The sequence below is a fragment of the Coprococcus sp. AF21-14LB genome (assembly GCF_003458885.1).
Lineage (GTDB): Bacteria > Bacillota > Clostridia > Lachnospirales > Lachnospiraceae > UBA9414.
Genome location: NZ_QRVX01000106.1, coordinates 1 through 2,187, shown reverse-complemented (window position 1 = coordinate 2,187; position 2,187 = coordinate 1). Strand labels below are relative to the sequence as shown.

Annotated in this window: 3 protein-coding genes; all 3 read right to left on the bottom strand. The window is 29.3% G+C overall.

What is annotated here, in order from left to right:
- Positions 1-449 (bottom strand): hypothetical protein (locus tag DWX73_RS13135; protein WP_118349110.1); only part of this gene is annotated, 449 nt, incomplete at its 3' end.
- A gap of 487 nt (positions 450-936) precedes the next feature.
- Positions 937-1,245 carry a hypothetical protein gene (locus DWX73_RS13130; protein ID WP_004614026.1) on the bottom strand — a complete coding sequence of 103 codons (309 nt, stop codon included), beginning with the start codon at positions 1,243-1,245 and terminating at the stop codon, positions 937-939.
- Between the two features lie 35 nt (positions 1,246-1,280).
- Positions 1,281-2,015, bottom strand: a complete 735-nt coding sequence (locus tag DWX73_RS13125; RefSeq protein WP_042741426.1) for a hypothetical protein — start codon at positions 2,013-2,015, stop codon at positions 1,281-1,283.
- Positions 2,016-2,187 lie beyond the last annotated feature (172 nt).

Genomic DNA, 2,187 nt, shown 5'->3' with positions numbered 1-2,187 from the left:
ATCTCTCCATATCTACTATTAGGTAAATATCTAACTCTCAGATATTCCCCCTTTTGTATTCCTTTACTATAAACAGTTACAAATATTTCTTTTTTAGTTTTATTATCCATAATTCCAATAGCTCTTGTTTTGTTTTTATCTTCATCACTATAATTCCAAGATGTTACTGTTCCCTCTACTTCAAGATAATTGCCAGAATTTATGTTTGGAAAATCCTGTACAGCAGGAAGAACTACCCGCAAAAACGCAGGAATCAAAATGATACCTATAATACCATTTGAAATCATATTCATCCTTTTTTCATTTCTCTTTACAAAATCTCTCATGTCCAATGGAGCATTTTCCCAACGAAAGATTTTTTTCTTTTTTATTATGTGATATAAAAACCATATTGTAAGAACAGATAACAATAAAGCTTCCATATATAAAACCATAATTATTCTCCCCATACTCTTTTCTCCTAGAAATTTCTTTGCAAATTGTTAACCGATTGATTTTTTATCTGATAATTTATTATATCATTTATAGAACTCACATGTCATTACTTTTCTGCTATCTGTCAAAATATTTTTTATCCCATGCCTTATCAAGAGTGCAAGCATTGCTTACGCAACAAGCTCTTGACAATTCATGCTCTAAAAAATGAAAGATAGTCAAGCAGAAAAAAGAACAAATTGTGCTGTGTTACAGCAACAAAAAAACATCTCATATTTTGTATGAAATGCCATTTTGCTTTTCTTTATGCTATTTTCTTTGTCGTATCAAGGTTCTTTCAATCGTAGTAAATTAGTGGTAAATTTCTTTTGTATTTTCATTCATATTGCTTAAAGTTCCTGCGTTTATGCGGATAATAGGATTTTTAATCTTTTTGGTATAAAAAAGCAGGAGACCTTTTCAGATTTCCTGCTCAGTAGAGTTGTGAAGATGTTATTGTTGTTATTTAATTTCAATGTTCGTCATAGTTACTAACCCAAGACGAACTAAAATAGTTTGTACGATACGACACCAAAAAATACCTAGAATCAGGAGCAAAGCATATAAAATAATTGACGCTTGTAAATATTGTCTGCCAAAGTGAATAAGAATAAGCAGTGGAGACATTAATATTACAAAGAATATAATGCTTGTAATTATTCTTTTTATGTTTTTTGTATCTGCTAAATCAAATTCAGCTCCACAAGAACATTCGTTAGGTATTCCTCCTTTTATTTCAGTACCACAGTTCATGCAATATAGTTTCTTCATTCTAATCACCTCTACAACCTGGAATTGTTCTATTATTATCTTTCAATTTCTATACTTAAAGATTTTCCAGATTTATCACTTTGAAAATTTTCATAATACCAAAAATAGAAAGGCTTTTCACAAAGTTCAAAATAAATAATTTCATCGGGTTTTTTATTTTCTATTTTTGTATTGTAAATATCTTCATCATGTACAAATCCATATAAAAAGCGACTATTGTCTGGACTGATATTTAAGTCTTGCAATCTATCACTTAATGCTAACTGTGATTTTAGTAACGACATCGTATCTTTGTCATACGGGCGGTCTTTCTTTATAACCTCATGTACACTTGTAATATGAGCATATCTCTTTTTACCATCTACTTCCTTAATTTTGAATTTTGAAAATGTCAAACTTGACTCTATATCGTTTTTTTCTGATATATACAAAACACTTTTATAGTTTTCGTTTTCAAACTCCTTTATAATCTTATCAATATGTGTTTTATATTCTTCGCCTTGTTCAAACTCAATAGAGGCACTTAACAGAGCATCCTGTATTGAGTTTGCATAATTTTTATCAGAAAGTAAACTTTCTTTTGAGTTTAAATCTTCTATTGGATAATATTTTGTTATTTCTTCCGGAACATATTTATCGTTCATTTCTGTTCTTTGTATTAAACTATTTCCACCTGTTATTTGACCTAAATATCCAAGCCCTAGAAAAACACTAAACACAAAAATAATTATTCCCAATATTATCCAAATTACCTTCTTTTGTTTAGTCATAAGATTAAGCCCTCTCAATTTATTGATTGTTAAATACAAATTTATATGTTTCTCTGTATTCACATTATACCATTTTCCACTACCCGCTACAATATTTCAAAATCTTAAGACTACTTTTTTCTGCTTTTGAAAAGCTACTTTACCGTCCATAATTTGTAAAGGGTGCCAAAGC

Coding starts and splice junctions, on each gene's coding strand:
- DWX73_RS13130 (WP_004614026.1), bottom strand. CDS start 1,245: ATGAAGAAACTATATTGCATGAACTGTGGTACTGAAATAAAAGGAGGA.
- DWX73_RS13125 (WP_042741426.1), bottom strand. CDS start 2,015: ATGACTAAACAAAAGAAGGTAATTTGGATAATATTGGGAATAATTATT.